The organism is Thioalkalivibrio sp. ALJ15 (assembly GCF_000383695.1).
Classification (GTDB): Bacteria; Pseudomonadota; Gammaproteobacteria; order Ectothiorhodospirales; family Ectothiorhodospiraceae; genus Thioalkalivibrio.
The window spans coordinates 366,126-380,849 of the sequence record NZ_KB912057.1; the positions used below are offsets into that span (position 1 = coordinate 366,126).

Genomic DNA, 14,724 nt, shown 5'->3' on the forward strand with positions numbered 1-14,724 from the left:
AAGGAGTTTTCTGGTCTGGTAAAAGCCGGCATGTAAAACAAAAACTTGCAATTTATAAGGATAAAATGATGAAAGCCTGGTTTCTGTTCGCCCTGTTCCTGACCCCGGCCTTCGCGCTGGCCGACAGCATCGAGATTCGCGACATCGAGGAGGGCGAGGGCCCCGAACTCGTACGGCACGACACGGCCCTGGTCCACTATGTCGGACGCCTCGAGGAAGACGGCTCCGAGTTCGACTCCAGCCGCGGCGGCCAGCCCCTGTCCGTGACCATCGGGTCCGGCCAGACGATCCCCGGCTTCGAGCAGGCGGTGAAGGGCATGCGCGAGGGCGGCAAGCGCGAGGCGATCATCCCGCCGGAGCTGGCCTACGGCGAGCGCGGCGCCGGCAACATCATCCCGCCGAACGCCACCCTTCGCTTCGAACTCGAGGTCGTCGAGGTCCAGCGCGCCCCGTTCAGCAGCCTGGACAACGAGGGACTGGCCGAGAAGCTGGATGAGGGGGTCACCATCGTCGACATCCGTCGCCCGGACGAGTGGGCCGAGACGGGCGTGGTGGAAGGCAGCCATCGCATCACCGCGTTCGAGGAAGACGGCAGCCTCAACCCGGAGTTCGGCAGCAAGTTCACCGCGCTGGTCGACTCCGACGACGAGGTGATCCTGATCTGCCGCGTCGGCAACCGCACCAGCGCACTCGCCCAGGCCCTGTCGGAGGGGCTCGGCTACGACAAGATCTACAACGTGACCGACGGGATCATGGAATGGCTGGACGATGACCGTGTCGTACGCCATGACTGCCCCGATCACGAGGAGACCGCTCAATGCTGATAACGGCGCCGCCACGACGCCCGCTCAAACCCACACCTGCATCGCGCACCAGCGCCAGCCCGTTCTACGGGCTGGCGCTCGGCCTGCTGATCGGTCCCGGGATGTCCGCTCCCCTGCTGGCCAACGAGACTGAACCGACGCCCCCCCTGCCCGAGGCCGTGACCACCGAGCACTCGCTGGAACTGCTCGACGGCAGCACGCTGGACTACCAGGCCACGGTCGGCTATGTCCCGCTGGGCGAGTCGATGGACGACCCCGATGCCCGGGTGTTTACCGTCAGTTACACGGTGGACAGCGACGAAGATCGTCCGGTCACCTTCATGGTCAACGGCGGGCCCGGCGCGGCCTCGGCCTACCTCAACGTGGGCGGCCTGGGGCCGCGGGTACTGGAGACCGACGACCAGGGTCTGGCCGCCTCCACGCCGCCCCGGCTGGTCGACAATCCCAAGACCTGGCTGGCGTTTACCGATCTGGTCTTTATCGACCCGGTCGGGACCGGCTTCTCGCGCGTGATGGGCGGCGAAGCCGATCAGTACTTCTCCCGCGACGGCGACCTGGCCGCGATGGAGGAGACGCTGGAACGCTGGCTGGATGAACACGGCCGGCGTGGCGACGCGGTGTACCTGGCAGGCGAAAGCTACGGGGGCTACCGCGCCGCCGCGTTGCCGGCGCGCATTGCCAAGGGCTCCGGCATCAGCCTGAGCGGCACAGTGCTGATCTCGCCCGCGCTGGATTACGGCATGCTGGAACACGGCACCGCCCGCCCGATCGGCTGGGCCCTGAGCCTGCCGGCGATCACCGCCGCCGCGAAGGCACAGGGTCGCCTGGGCGATGACCCGCCCAGCCTGGAAGAGGCCGAGGCCTTCGCCCTGGGCGACTACCTGCAGGGCCTGATCCACCCCGGGCAGATCGACGACGACTGGATCGGCGAGGTCGCCCGCTTTACCGGACTGTCGCGCGATCGCCTGAAGGCCACACGGGGACGCATCACGCTGGACATGACCCAGCGCGGCCTGCTGATGGACGAAGGCCGGCTGGTCAGCCTGTACGACGGCGGCATCGACAACCTCGACCCGGTGCCCACCAACATCATGCCGCAAGCCGATGCGATCCTGGACGGCCTGACCGCCCCGCTGTCCACCGCAATGCTGGACCACCTGCGCAACACCCTGGACTGGGAACACGGGCACCAGTACCGCCTGCTCAGTCGCGACGTGTTCCGGGCCTGGGACTGGGAGGCCAGCGGCCGCGAGGGACACTTCACCGCGATGGACGAGCTGGCCACCGCCCTCTCGCTCAACCGCGACTTCCGGATCTTCAGCGTGCATGGCGAGGCAGATCTGATCACGCCCTACTTCACCACCGAGTGGCTGCTGGGCCAGATCGCGTTCGCCGCCGGCGACGAGGCCGACTCGCGCATCATCCCGCGCGCCTACCCGGGCGGGCACATGCTGTACATGCGGGCGGACACCAACGAAGCCCTGTTCAACGACGCCGAGGCGTTCTATCAGGGCGAACTGCGCGCCGACGACTGAACCGAAACCAATCGCGTGGCGTGCCCGCTGCCCGGGTCCGCCCGCCAACCTGGCCAACACCACATGACCACCCACCACGACATCCCCACCCACCTGGTTACCGGCTTTCTGGGGGTGGGCAAGACGACCACCATCCGCCAGTTGCTCGCACTGCGCCCCGAGGGCGAGCACTGGGCCGTGCTGGTCAACGAATTCGGCGAGATCGGCGTAGACGGCGGCCTGCTCGCGGATACCGGCGTCGCGCTGGAGGAGATCCCCGGCGGCTGCCTTTGCTGCGTCTCCGCGCAGATGTTCACCGTCGGCCTGAACCGGCTGATCCGCTCGCAGCACCCCGACCGCATCCTGATCGAGCCCACCGGGCTCGGGCACCCGGCCGAGATCATCCGCACCCTCACCCAGCCCCCCTACGATGGCGTGCTGGACCTGCGCGCCACGATCACGGTCATGGACGCCCGCCACCTATCCTCGCCCCGCCACCGCGAACACCCGAACTGGAACGACCAGATCGCACTGGCCGATGTCCTGCTGGCCAACAAGGCGGACCTCTACAGCGAGGCGGATCGCGAGGCCCTGCAGGCGTTTGTCGCTGCCATGCCGCCACCACGTCCGCTGGTGGTCGAGACGACCCAGGGATGTGTGGAACCGGCGTGGCTGGAGCACCCCCGGCTGGAACGCGGCGGGGCCCTGTTCCCGGAGGCTCGGGCGTTTCTATCCGCGGGTGACACGCCCGACCACGACCACGACCACGACCACGACCACGACCATGGTCATGGTCATGGTCATGCACCCAACGAGCACGGGTACGAACCCGTGACCATCGACACCCGGGGCGATGGCTACCTGGGCCGCAGCTGGCTGCTGCCCGAGGGGCAGGCGTTCGACCACACGGTCCTGGAGACGCTGGTGAGCGGCTTCACCGGAGAACGCCTCAAGGGTCTGGTGCTGACCGATCAGGGCTGGCAGCGCATCAACCGCGTGACGGGCGACGGCGGACTCGAGGCCATGGAAGCGCCCGCCGCCGGCACCCGCCCGCGCATCGAGGCCATCCTTCCGGAGACCGACGCCCAGGCGCTGGACAACTTCGACCAGGCCCTGCAGCAGGCTCGCACCGGCCCTCAGCGTATCGCGCAATAAGTCAGGGGGACGGCCCGGGCAACCGATGCGATTCGCTACGCTCATCGCATCCTACGCGCCCGAGCTCCCCTCCGAGATGACCGTAGGATGCAATGAGCCCCGCGAATTGCATCAACCCAACGCCAGAGCACTACCCCAGCCAGACCGGATCGACGAAGAAGAGCACCGTAGTACCGGCACCCACCAGCGTAACCAGATGCCGGTACCACGGTTCGGGCAGAACCCCCAGTAGCCCAATCCCGACCCGGGCGCCGAGAATGGCCCCGGCCCCGACGGCCAGCAGCCCGGTCGCAACCACCTGTCCACCCACGACAAAGACCACGACGGCAATCAGCGTCAGCACCGTGGAGAGCAGGTTCTTCAGGGCATTAGCCTGTGCCAGGTCGGCCATCCCCTGCCCCCGCAGGATCGCCAGCAGCAGGATGCCGACCCCGCCGTTGAAATAGCCACCGTAGACGCAGCCAAGCCCCGCGCCCGCCACCCGGGCCAGTGCCGGGTGTGCCGCATGGGCCGCGCGACGCTGCAGCCACGGACCCAACGCGAACAGCAGGGTCGCCAGCAACAGCAGCCAGGGGATGAAGGCCCGAAAACGCGCATCCCCCGTAAGCAGGAGCAGGGCCGCACCCAGCGCCCCGCCCAGCACACCCACGATCAGGAACAGCGCCAGCAGGCGCATTCTCAGATCCCGCCAGAGGGTACGCAGGCGTCGATGGTCCACCAGCAGGCTGGCGGCGTACCCGGGCAGCAATGCGGCGGTCCCGGTGGCATTGGCCGCCACCGGCGGGACCCCCACGGCCATCAGGGCCGGCAGCGTAAGAAAGCTGCCGCCCCCGGCCAGGGCATTCAAGGCACCAGCGAAGAACCCGGCGGCAAGCAGCAATACGGCAACGCCGGAGAAGGCGAACTCCACAGGACGTTAGATCACGCGGCGGTCACTGAACTCGGCGCGATAAAACCACTCGTTGCCCGGCAGCGAGCTGGGGTTGGGAAACACGATAAAGCCGTCGGCCGGGGCCTTCACCTCGGTCCCGTCCGCGCGAACTCCGATCACATCACCCTCGTGCAGGGGGTCGAAGCTCTTCCACTCGCGCACGAACCGGTCATCGGGGTGGTCGCGGTCGATCACCTCGACCAGGCGCAGGACCTCCGGGTCGTCCTGCCCGGGCGTGGCCGGGGCCTCGATCATGCCGAGGTGGGCCAGGGTATTGAGGATCGCGTTATAGGCGACCACCGGGGCCTGCGGGTCGTCGTGCTGGCCGCATTCCAGCGTCACGCCGTAGCCGCCCTGCGAGCGCATGTACTCGGTGGTGCCGATGCCGTAGCTGGGGTCGGTGGACAGCATCTGCGCGCGGTGACTGGCGTTCGGGTTCTTCATGCGCCGGGCGACCCCGCGCGCGTAGGTATCCAGCCAGCCCTCGACCATGCGCCGCGGGCCGAGGCAGGCGGCCAGGGCCTCCTCCTCGCGGGCACGGGCAAAGTCCTCCAGTCCGCCCTCGTTGTTCCGCGGGCCCAGCATGATGAACGGCTGACCGCCGGTATGAAACGAGTGCAGATCCAGCAGGACGTCGTGCGCCGCCAGCAGCGGGCACAGTACGTTGGCGATGCGGTCCTCGAAGTCCTGCGGGTCCTCGGTCACGCGCAAGTTGCGGTTCAGGTTGCGCTCGCCCATGCGCTGCCCCAGCTCGTAGGCCAGCGGATTCGTGCGCGGGACCAGCGTCAGCGTCCCGCACTGCAGGCGACGCTCGCCGCTCTCCAGCTCGTCATGCAACCGCTCGGCCGCCTGCGTGCCGCAGGTCTCGTTGCCATGCACCGCCCCCAGCACGATCAGCCGCGGCCCCGGGGTCAGGCCGTGGAAGGTCAGGGAACGCATGGCGGTGGGATGCGGCTGGGACGACGACATATCGAGAGCTCCGGCGAACGGGGAATCAGCTCGCCATTGTACGCACGCACCCCGCGAGCGCGAGCCTGACGCCGCCTCAGGCGGGCGAGGTCACTCGCCGCGCGGCCCACTCCAGCAGTTGCTCGGAAGGCAGCGCGGGGCTGTACAGGTAGCCCTGACCGAACTCGCAGCCATGCTCGATCAGAAAGCAAGCCTGCGCCTCGTTCTCCACGCCTTCGGCGATGACCTCCAGCTGCAGGTTGCGCGCCATCGCGATGATGGTGGATGCGATCAGCCGATCGGTACCCTCTTCGTCCATCCGGTCCACACCGTCGACGAAGCTGCGGTCGATCTTCAGCACATCCAGCGGGAAGTTCTGCAGCACGGCGAGCGACGAATACCCGGTGCCAAAGTCGTCGATGGCCACCCGCACGCCCAGCGACTTCAGGGCCTTGAGTCGCGTGACGGCCTGGTCCCCCTGCTGCATCAGGCCGGTCTCGGTAATCTCGAACTCCAGCTGACGGGCAGGGAATCCCGTCTCCTCCAGCACCTGGCGCACCTGCTCCACCAGGTTGCCACGCCGCAGCTGCACCGGGGACAGATTGACCGACATCACCAGGTCCGGGCTCACCTCGTCGAGCAACTGGCGACCCTGGCGGCAGGCCTCACGCAGCACCCATTCGCCAAGCGGGACCACCAGCCCGGTCTCCTCCGCGATCGGAATAAAGCGATCCGGACGGATACTCTCGCCCGACCCGCTATGCCAGCGCACCAGGGCCTCCACCCCCGTGAGCCGGCCATCGACGAGCCGCACCTGTGGCTGAAAATGCACCGCCAGCTCGCCATTCCCCTCATTCAGGGCATGACGCAGGCGGTTCTCCAGGTCCAACCGCTCGGCCGCCGCCTGAGTCAGGTCCTCGGTATAGAAGCTCCAGGTCTCGCGGCCCAGCGCCTTGGCCTGGTACATCGCCGCGTCGGCATGCTGCATCAGATCCACTACCGTATCGCCATCTCCCGGGAAGCGGCTGACGCCGATGCTGGCGTTGACGTAGACCACCTGCCCGTCGTCCAGCACGAACGGGCGCTGCAGCACCTCCAGCAGTGCCCGGGCCCTTTCCTCCGCCAATTCGTGCGTGTCGGCGGACTCGAGGACCGCAAGAAACTCATCCCCGCCCAGTCGTCCGAGCAGGTCCGGGCTCTCGAGTACATCGGCTAGGCGCCGCGCGACCTCCAGCAACACCCGGTCGCCGACCGAATGCCCGAGACTGTCGTTCAGCGTCTTGAACCGGTCCAGGTCCAGACAGAGCACGGCCAGGCCGCGGCGCTCCGCGCGCGCCCGCTCGAGTGCGCGCCCCAGCAACGTCTGCAGCTGGCTGCGGTTGGGCAGGTCGGTCAGCGAGTCATGCTGGGCGAGATACTCCAGCTCGTTCTGGGAGCGCTTGAGCGCGGACAGGTCGGTCAGCACCCCTGCGTAGTACTGCGGCTCACCGCCCTCGTCACGCACCACATCCAGACTCAGCCACTGTGGATCGGTCTCGCCGGTGGAACGGCGGTTCCAGACCTCGCCCTGCCAGTGCCCGGCGGCCACCAGGCTCGCCCACATCTCCTGGTAGAACTCGGCGTCGTGCCGCCCCGACTTCAAAAAGCGCGGGTTTCGGCCCAGGGCGTCGTGCTCGGAGAACCCAGTAATCTCGCTAAAGGCCGGGTTGACCGCGACGATACGGGCCGACAGGTCGGTGATCAGGATCCCGTCGCGGGTACTCTGGAACACGGCCGCCAGCCGGCGCAGCCCGGTCAGCGCGCGACGACGCTCCAGGGCGGCCCCGAGGTTCGCGGCGACGATACGGACCATGTGCTCGTCGGCGGCGCCCCAGATTCGCCCCTGGCGTACCCGGTCCAGACCGACGAACCCCCGATACTCCCCGCGCACAAACAACGGCGCCAGGAGCAATGCCCGGGTCTGAACCGACTCGAACAGCTCCCGCTCGCCATCCGGCAGGTCGACGATCCGGGCCTGAATAATCTCCCCGGCCCGCAGACGCTCGTCCCACTGTGGCAGCACGGACTCGAGGCTCAGATGGCGCAGGCTGGGTGGACGAATCGGAGGATCGCCCTCGGGGTTCACCCAGAAGAACCGATGCTGCTCCAGGGTCTCGCGCTCGGAATCGGGGCCGGCATCCATCATCACGTAGGTACGATCGGCGCCCGTAACCCGGCCCAGCTCGCCCAGCAGGCGGCTCATCACGACGGACGGGTTTTCATTGCGCAACAGGTTCAGGCTCAGGCCCGCCGCCGCCTCCAGTGATCGCTCGCGCTGTTCCAGCGCCTGCCAGGCGCGCAGCTTCTGCACCGCCAGCGCGGCCAGACGCGCAAACTCCTCGAGCTGATCGCGCTCCTCCGGACGCGGCAGTCGCGCGGCGGCCAGATAGACCGCAAACGTCCCCAGCACATAGCCATCGGCGTCGCGAAAGGGGAACGACCAGCAGGCTCGAAACCCGGCCTGCGCCGTCGCCTCTTCCAGCCCGGCCCAGTAGGGGTGCGACTGCGTATCCTCGACCAACACCGGCTCGCCGGACCAGGCCGCGGTGCCGCAGGACCCGACCCCATCCGCCACCGGGATGGGGCTGGTCACCGACCGCAGAGTCTCCGGTATGCGCGGACCGGCGGCGCCGACCAGTTGGTCTCCATCCGCATCCACCAGCATCACACAGCCATGCAGGTCCGGATTCAGGGATTCCAGCCCCAGCACCAGATCCTCCAGCAGCGCGGGATCGCGCTCGCCCGTGGCGATCCGGTCCAGGATGTTTGCGCGGATCTCCTGAATACGCTGGTTGCGCACGCGTTCGGTGACGTCGATCAGGGTCCCGGTGAATGGCCGCTCGTCCCGCTCGGACTGCCGCGCGCGCAGCCGCAGCTCGCACCAGCGAATGCCCCCTTCGCGCGTTTGCAGACGCACCTCGCTGAGGCCGCCTGTCTCGCCGGTCTCCAGCACCTCGCGGACAAGCTCCCCGACGCGCCCCCGGTCTTCCTCCACCACGAAATCGACCAGCGGCCGCCCCAGGGTCTGCTCCAGCACAAACCCGGTGATCTCGGACCAGGCGGGATTGGCAAAGACCCAGCGCCCCTGCTGATCCAGATAAAAGAAGACATTGCCCGCCTGCTCGATTACCTCGCGGTAGCGACGCTCGCTCGCGGCCAGGGCGGCGCGCTCGCGGCGCAGGCGGGCGTGGACATGGACTTGATCGAGTACGGCGGGCAGGCCCTTGAGGTACCCCTCGCTTTTCAGCACGTAATCGTCCACGCCCATCCGCAGGGCCCGCGCGGCCAGATCCTCGGTGCCCTGCCCGGTCAGCAGCACAACGGGCAGATCCAGTCCGCGTTCGTGGCGAACGATACGCGCCAGCTCCAGGCCATCCATCGCGGGCAGGCGGTAGTCGACCAGCAACAGGTCCAGCGCCAGGGGTTCCTCCGGCGAGGTCGGCAGGACCTCCAGCGCGGCCTCCGCCGAGCGTTGCACCGTGAGGTGGATATTCGGGGCGCGCCGCGCCAGCTCCCGGCGCGCCAGGCCGATGTCGAATTCGTTATGCTCGACATACAGGACCGCCAGCGGCTCGCGCGGGTCCGAGACGCGCAGATCGCGGTGCGAGCGCGCATCGACGATGCGCGTGGGCAGTCGCTCCAGATAGCCTTCGGCCTTGGTCAGGTAGTCGTCCGCCCCGGAGCGGAAGGCCGCGATGACCGTCTCCTGCTCGCCATGCCCGGTCAGGACGATCACCGCCTCGGGGCGCCCCTGGTCGCGCAGCTCGGCCACCAGGTCCAGCCCGTTGCCATCCGGCAGACGCAGATCCACCAATGCACAATCGAACGTCTGGTCTGCCAGTGCTTCGCGCGCCCCTTTGAGGGTGTCCGCCACGACGACCTGGGCCGAGGGGACGCCGCGCTCGATGGAGCGGCGCTGCAGATCGGCATCGGCCGCCTGGTCTTCGACCACGAGTACATGCATGGGGGATATTCCGTCAGGGCGTCAGCGTGGGTGCTGGTTCAGCAGACACCAGTACAGTTCGACATGTTCGGCGACCTCCATGAACTTAGTGAAGTCGACCGGCTTCACGATGTAGGAGTTGGCCCCGGCATCGTAGGCGGTGTGGATATCGCGGTCCTCGCTGGACGAGGTCAGCATCACCACCGGGATGCGACCGAACTCTGGATGTGCCCGCACCGCGCGCAACACCTCCAGGCCGCTGATTTTCGGGAGCTTGATGTCCAGCAGAATCACGGCGGGGGGATCCTGCTCGCCGGATTCCCAGCGTTTCAGGCAGGCCAGGGCCTCCTCGCCGTCGCGGGCAATCTCCAGCGGGTTGGTCAGATAACGACGCTCGAAGGCCCGCTGCATCAGGTCGATGTCCACAGGATTGTCTTCGACCACCAGGATGGCCGGCTGACGGGCGTTCGGACTCATAGGGGAAGCTCCAGTCGAAAGGTGGCGCCGACATCGGGTCGGCCTTCGCACTCGATGCGACCCCCAAGGCGTTGCAATGCCCGACGCACCAGGGCCAGACCGACCCCGGTACCCGGGTAGTCCTCGGCCCGGTTCAGGCGCTGGAAGATCTCGAAGATGCGATCTTGAAATGCCATGTCGAATCCAATCCCGTTATCGCTCACGGCTAGGTGGAGCGTCTCGCCCCGGGGTTCGGCCGTGACCGCAATGCGCGGATTCTCGCGCGGTGCGGTGAACTTCAGGGCATTGTCGAGCAGGTTGCGCAGGGCCAGGGCCAGCCCGTCCGGATCGGTCTGCAGTTCGAGATCCGACGGCACGTCGACGGCAATCTCGGCCCGTTCACGCAGCGCGGGATCAAGGCCATCGAGCACCTCCTCGACCAGCGGTTGCAGACGCACTCCGCGCTGTTCCAACGGACGGCGTTCCATCCTGGAGTAGTCCAGCAGGTCACCGATCAGCTCGTTCATCTGCGCGACCCCAGCGCGGATATTGCGGATGAACATCTGGCCTTCCGCGTCCAGCGAATCGACGTAATCCGCCTCCAGCAACTGGCTGTAGCCGTCGATCCCTCTCAGGGGTGCCTTGAGGTCGTGCGAGACGGCATAGGAAAACGATTCTAGCTCCTGGTTCGCTGCCTCCAGGGCCGCCGTACGCTCGCGCACCCGCTCCTCCAGTTCGGCGTTGAATTGACGCAGCTCGCGCTCCGCCTGCTGCAGGTCCGTAATATCCAGCATGGTCCCCTGAACCGCATGCAGCCCGTCCTCGCGCTCCGCCACGGCATCCACCGTCAGGCTGAACCAGCGTTCGATACCGCGTGACGGGTGGCGCAGCAGCCGGAACCGCCGGCCGATACCTTCATGGCCCGGGGAAAGCTGTTGCAGCACTTCCTTCAGCTTTTCCGCGTCGCCCGCATCCGGGTCGAACTGCATCTCCCACACATCGCTCAATCCGGGCGCATAGCGTTGCGGGTCAAGGTGCATCAATTCGTACAGATGATCGGACCACCACAGCTGCCCGGTCTCGATGACGTATTCCCAGGAACCCAGACCCGCATGGCGCTCGGCATGGGTCAGGCGGTCCATCTGCCGATTCAGGGCCTGCTCGGCCTTCTTGCGCGGCTCGATGTTGCGCAGGGTCACCAGCAGCAGGCGCTCGTTGGCGATCTCGGTCGCCTGCAGGTTCGCCTCCACCCAGAAGACGTGGCCGTCGCGGTGGCGCGCGCGCCATTCGAACACGATCTGTTCGCCCCGCCGTGCGCGCTCAATCAGGGCCTGCTGGCGCTCGACCTCGTATCCGGGCTCACGGGCACTGAGATCCGTGACAGTGCAGCGCAGGAGCTCCTCGCGCTCGTAGCCATACATGGCCAGCGCCGCGGCGTTCGCCCCGACAAAGGCACTCGTCTCGAAGTCCTGCAGCAGGATACCCTCCTGCACATTGTCGAAGATGGCGCGAAAGCGCTTCTCGCTGTCGCGCAGGTTGTGCTCGGCCTGCACCCGTTCGGTCACATCCATCAGCAGGCCGTGAAAGCGGCGAACCTCGCCCGCGTGGTCCCGCTCCAGCCAAGTACGGTCCTCGACCCAGATCCAGCGCCCACCCCCCACATCCAGGCGGTAGTACTGAAGATACTCGTCCGGCCCGCGCTCCATATGCCGGGACACGTCCTCGACGATGGCCTCGCGGTCTTCGGGATGGATCCGCCGGGAATAGTCAGCCGCACCGGACAATAGCGCCTCCGGTTCAATCCCCCAGCGCCGCACGTTCGGGGAGACATACACTACGGGCCAGCCGGGACGCGCGGCCCACTCGATGGTGACCACCGGCGAGCGATTGGCCACCTCGGTCAGGTAGTGTGCTTCGGCCGAGGCCCGGTCACGGGCCGCGAGCACCCAGTACAGCAGCAGGAACAGCAAGACCGCGGTCGCGCTGACATAGAAAAAACCCTTGACCGTCTGCAGCCAGCCCAGCACCTGGACATCGTCCACCAGCCACAACAACGCCTGATCGGACAGCCCGATCCAGAGCAGCCCGACCGCCAGATAGACCAGCGCCACCCAGCTGGACGTGCGCCAGGCGCTCAGCACCTTGCCGGTGGACACGCCCCTCTCCCGTGCCTCGCGCTCCAACCCCTTCCCCCTGCTCGCGCGGAAACCCGCTTGTGTATTACTACTTTAGTCTGAGAATCCTCTACCCGCACCGGGGTTTCAAGACCTGTCGCCAAACACTTTCTTAACGCGCTGCCACGACGCGCGCTGATCTGCTCATCACAGGCGCGGGATGGTACCCTTGGCGCTGGTTTCCGCTATGCCGGCGTACATGTTCAAGACACTGGAAAAAGCCTCGCGCAGCACCCGCCGGCCAGCCGCCGAGGTGCTGGAAAAACTCAAGCTGAATTCGGACGGCCTGATCCCCGCGATCGCCCAGCAGTTCGACAGCGGCGAGGTCCTGATGATGGCCTGGATGAACCGCGAGGCGCTGGACGAGACCCTGCGCACCGGGCGCGTGTGCTACTACTCGCGCTCGCGCCAGGCGCTGTGGCGCAAGGGCGAGCAGTCGGGTCAGGTGCAGCAGCTGCAATCGCTGCACCTGGACTGCGACGGCGACACCATCCTGCTGAAGGTCGACCAGACCGGCCCCGCCTGCCATACCGGCCGGCGCAGCTGCTTCTACGTGCAGATCGACAACGACGAGGCCGTGATCACCAGCGACCCGGAGATCGCCCCCGAGACCCTGTACGGCCACAAGGACGACACGAAATGAGCGCCAACCCCGGCCGCGAGCTGATCCTGCACAACACGCTCGGCGGGCGCGACGAGCCCTTTCGTCCGCAGGACCCCGAACGCGTCACGCTCTATGTCTGCGGCCCCACCGTCTACAACCGGGTACACGTGGGCAACGGCCGCCCGGTGGTGGTGTTCGACGTGCTGTTTCGCGTATTGCGCGAGCTGTACGGCCCGGAGCACGTGATCTACGCGCGCAACATCACCGACGTCGACGACAAGATCAACAAGGCCGCGGCGGAGAACGGCGAACCGATCGCCGCGCTGACCGAGCGCTTCACCCGGGCCTTCCACGAGGACATCGCCGAGCTGGGCACGCTGGCGCCGACCCTCGAGCCGCGCGCCACCGATCACATCCAGCCGATGACCGAGCTGATCGAACGCCTGATCGAGCGCGGCCATGCCTATCCGGCCGAGGGGCACGTGCTGTTCGACGTCACCTCCTACCCGGACTATGGCGCGCTGTCCGGGCGCACGCTGGAGGACATGCAGGCCGGCGCCCGGGTGGAGGTCGCCAGCTACAAGCGCCACCCCGGCGACTTCGTGCTGTGGAAGCCGGCCGCCGAGGGCGAACCGGGCTGGGACAGCCCCTGGGGCTATGGCCGTCCCGGCTGGCACCTCGAATGCACCGCGATGATCCGCAGCCATCTGGGCGCGATGATCGACATCCACGGTGGCGGGCACGATCTCGTCTTCCCCCACCACGAAAACGAGATCGCCCAGGGCTGCGCGGCGGAGGGCTGCACCGAGCACGGCACGCACTACGCCCGCTACTGGGTGCACAACGGGCACGTGACCATCGACGGCGAGAAGATGTCCAAGTCGCTGGGCAACTTCCAGCTGCTGCACGACCTGCTGCAGGCCTATCCGGGCGAGGTCCTGCGCATGGCGCTGCTGTCGCGCCACTACCGCGCACCGCTGAATTTCTCCGAGGACACGCTGAACCAGTCGCGCAATGCCCTGAACGGGCTCTACCGCGTGCTGCGCGACCACGCCGATATCGAACCGGCCCCCGTGAACGCCGCCGAGACCCCGGTGTTCACCGCGCTGCTGGATGACCTGAACACCCCCGGCGGCATCACCGCCCTGCACCGCCTGGCGGATGCCCTGGCCGCGGCTGGCGACGCGGCCGAACGGGCCCGCCTGAAGGGCGAACTGATGGCCGGCGCCGGGCTGCTCGGACTGCTGCAGCAGGACCCGACGGCCTGGTTCCAGGGGGATGGCGAGGACCACGAACTCGCCGCCTGGGTGGAGGAATGCATCGCCGCGCGTCAGGCCGCGCGCAAGAACCGTGACTTTGCCACCGCCGACGCCATCCGCGACGAGCTCACCGCCCGCGGGATCGAACTCGAGGACACCCCGGAGGGGACACGCTGGCAGCGCAGCGGGAGCGTCGCCTGAACATGGCCCGACGCCTCATCCGGCGACTCCTGCTGGGCCTGGCGCTGCTGATCCCGGGCCTTGCGCTGGCACACCCCCACGCCTGGATCGACCTGCGTGTGGGTCTCGTGTTCGACGACGACGGCCAGCTGGAGCGCATGCAGCAGGCCTGGCTGATCGATCCGACCTACAGCCACATGCTGCTGGAGGAGATGACCCGGGACCTGGACGGCGATATCGGTATCGACGAGGCGCTGGATCGGGTCGCGGAGCGCATGCTGGAAAATCTGGCCGCCTATAACTACTTCACCAAACTGCGCCACGACGACGCGGAGCTTGCGGTACCCCGGGCGGAAAACGCCCGGCTATCGCTGGAGGATCGGCGGCTTTATCTGCGCTTCGACCTGCCACTGGCCGAACATGACCTCGACAATGCTAACGGCTTCACATATCGCGTATTCGACCCGACCTACTGGATTGAAGTCCTGCATGACGCGGACGACGTGGTCCATATCGAAAATCGCCAGGGCTGCGAGGTGCAGATCGAAGAGGCGCGCCCGGACCCGCAGTTGATGCGCTATGCCGCCACCCTGGAACGTCAGGACCGCAGCCCGGTCGACAATCTCGGACGCTACTTTGCCGAGACCGCCACCCTGCAATGCCGGAACACCTCGGACTAGGCGAAGCACTGATCGAT

11 protein-coding genes are annotated in these 14,724 nt (G+C 67.3%); 6 read left to right on the forward strand and 5 right to left on the reverse strand.

Annotated features, from left to right (window positions below; all coding sequences use genetic code 11):
- Positions 1 to 68 precede the first annotated feature (68 nt).
- The 3 genes from G015_RS0105370 (at position 69) to G015_RS0105380 (ending at position 3,493) form a co-directional block, all read left to right on the forward strand.
- Positions 69 to 824, forward strand: coding sequence for an FKBP-type peptidyl-prolyl cis-trans isomerase (locus tag G015_RS0105370; RefSeq protein ID WP_018138299.1), 756 nt, complete (start codon positions 69 to 71; stop codon positions 822 to 824).
- The gene (locus tag G015_RS0105375; RefSeq protein ID WP_019592112.1) at positions 818 to 2,359 is read left to right on the forward strand and encodes a S10 family peptidase; all 1,542 of its coding nucleotides are present in this window, start codon (positions 818 to 820) and stop codon (positions 2,357 to 2,359) included. Before G015_RS0105370 ends, G015_RS0105375 begins: the two co-directional genes overlap by 7 nt.
- 63 nt (positions 2,360 to 2,422) lie before the next feature.
- On the forward strand, positions 2,423 to 3,493 hold the full coding sequence (locus tag G015_RS0105380) for a GTP-binding protein (RefSeq protein WP_018174723.1): 1,071 nt from the start codon (positions 2,423 to 2,425) through the stop codon (positions 3,491 to 3,493).
- 130 nt (positions 3,494 to 3,623) lie between these two features.
- Here the strand turns inward: G015_RS0105380 and G015_RS0105385 are convergent, their stop codons facing one another.
- From G015_RS0105385 to G015_RS0105405, 5 genes are all read right to left on the reverse strand, one after another.
- Complete coding sequence (locus G015_RS0105385; protein WP_018138303.1) at positions 3,624 to 4,403, reverse strand: sulfite exporter TauE/SafE family protein; 780 nt, start codon at positions 4,401 to 4,403, stop codon at positions 3,624 to 3,626.
- A 6-nt stretch (positions 4,404 to 4,409) separates the two neighbouring features.
- Entirely contained in the window at positions 4,410 to 5,393 is a 984-nt protein-coding gene (locus tag G015_RS0105390) for a M14 family metallopeptidase (RefSeq protein WP_020146272.1), read from the reverse strand.
- Positions 5,394 to 5,469: 76 nt separating this feature from the next.
- Positions 5,470 to 9,375 (reverse strand): EAL domain-containing protein, encoded by a 3,906-nt coding sequence (locus tag G015_RS0105395; protein ID WP_020146273.1) that lies wholly within the window; start codon positions 9,373 to 9,375, stop codon positions 5,470 to 5,472.
- Between the two features lie 21 nt (positions 9,376 to 9,396).
- Positions 9,397 to 9,831 carry a response regulator gene (locus tag G015_RS0105400; RefSeq protein ID WP_020146274.1) on the reverse strand — a complete coding sequence of 145 codons (435 nt, stop codon included), beginning with the start codon at positions 9,829 to 9,831 and terminating at the stop codon, positions 9,397 to 9,399.
- Positions 9,828 to 11,915, reverse strand: coding sequence for a PAS domain S-box protein (locus tag G015_RS0105405; protein WP_028490890.1), 2,088 nt, complete (start codon positions 11,913 to 11,915; stop codon positions 9,828 to 9,830). Before G015_RS0105405 ends, G015_RS0105400 begins: the two co-directional genes overlap by 4 nt.
- 268 nt (positions 11,916 to 12,183) lie before the next feature.
- Here G015_RS0105405 and hisI point away from each other — a divergent pair, with 268 nt between their 5' ends.
- From hisI to G015_RS0105420, 3 genes are read left to right on the forward strand one after another with little or no spacing between them, the layout of a single operon-like run.
- Positions 12,184 to 12,627: a phosphoribosyl-AMP cyclohydrolase gene (gene hisI / locus G015_RS0105410; protein WP_028490891.1), complete on the forward strand. Its 444-nt coding sequence runs from the start codon at positions 12,184 to 12,186 to the stop codon at positions 12,625 to 12,627.
- Positions 12,624 to 14,048 (forward strand): cysteine--tRNA ligase, encoded by a 1,425-nt coding sequence (cysS, locus tag G015_RS0105415; protein ID WP_020146277.1) that lies wholly within the window; start codon positions 12,624 to 12,626, stop codon positions 14,046 to 14,048. Before hisI ends, cysS begins: the two co-directional genes overlap by 4 nt.
- Positions 14,049 to 14,050: 2 nt before the next feature.
- Entirely contained in the window at positions 14,051 to 14,707 is a 657-nt protein-coding gene (locus tag G015_RS0105420; protein ID WP_020146278.1) for a DUF1007 family protein, read from the forward strand.
- The last annotated feature ends 17 nt before the right edge of the window (positions 14,708 to 14,724 follow it).